General features: G+C 72.3%; 1 protein-coding gene. It reads right to left on the minus strand.

Annotation, left to right across the window (positions count from 1 at the left end):
• Positions 1–326, minus strand: a 326-nt coding sequence (locus O3X23_RS43545; protein ID WP_443048159.1) for a class I SAM-dependent methyltransferase, incomplete at its 3' end; no start/stop codon positions are given.
• Between the last annotated feature and the right edge of the window lie 572 nt (positions 327–898).

Below are 898 nucleotides of genomic sequence, written 5' to 3' on the forward strand. Positions count from 1 at the left end.
AGGGTGCGCACGCGGCCGCCCGGCGGCACCGCCAGAAAGCGGGTGTCGCGATCGACGGCGAGCACACTGTCGACACCCGCGGTCTCGGCCAGCCAGCGCGTGACGGTCCCGGTGCCCGCGCCCGCGTCCAGGCAGGCCCATCCGGGCCCGGCGCCCAGCGCGGCGAGCCGGCGGAACGTCACATCGTCGTAGGCCAGCGCGCCATAGTCGATCCGGGCGCCCTCGCCCTGTCGCTCGGGCGGGAAGAGGTCCTTGCCGTAGCCGCCGGTGGCGGCGCCGGCCGGGCGGTCGTCGCCCGCGGGGGAGGAGGGCGCGGAGCCAGGCATCAGAACCTCGAAGGTCGCGTGCGGCAGGTCGTGGGCGCAGCCCACGGCGTGGACGGTCTCTTGTGGAACATCATCCCGCTTTGTGCTGATTCCAGCCAATGCGGCGCCGGGACAGCCGCAGCCCGTCGTCCCTACGCGGCGGATCCAGGCCGAGGTCTCGTGGGCCAGGCGGGAGGCAGCCGCAGGCCGCTTGTCGCGCGTGAGTGAGGCGGGGTGTGGTGAGCGCCGACTGGTTCAGAGCGAGATGACGACCTCGTCGATGTCGAGGCACCCCACCTCTTGGCCGCTGCGGAACGTATACCCCTGGTTTGGGATCGCCGTGGCCAGCGAGCTGGGTGGCCCGCTACTACGTGGCTGAGCGCCTCCGGAACCCGGTAGGCCCAAGTGCTTTCCCCGTGACCGCAGACATGCTGTGGTCGGCGCACATGACGGTCAACCAGCGCCGACCTGCCGTGGCGCTGCCCGGTACTCGAGCCCCCGGATCAGGGAGTCCCGCTCGCTCGCCTGCACGTGTCGAGCCCAAGGCGGGTCGGTCTCGCCGCGCATCGTGCTCCAGCAGGCGAGGGAGTTGC

Origin of the sequence: Streptomyces sp. H39-S7, assembly GCF_027158205.1 — a bacterium.
Classification (GTDB): domain Bacteria; phylum Actinomycetota; class Actinomycetes; order Streptomycetales; family Streptomycetaceae; genus Actinacidiphila.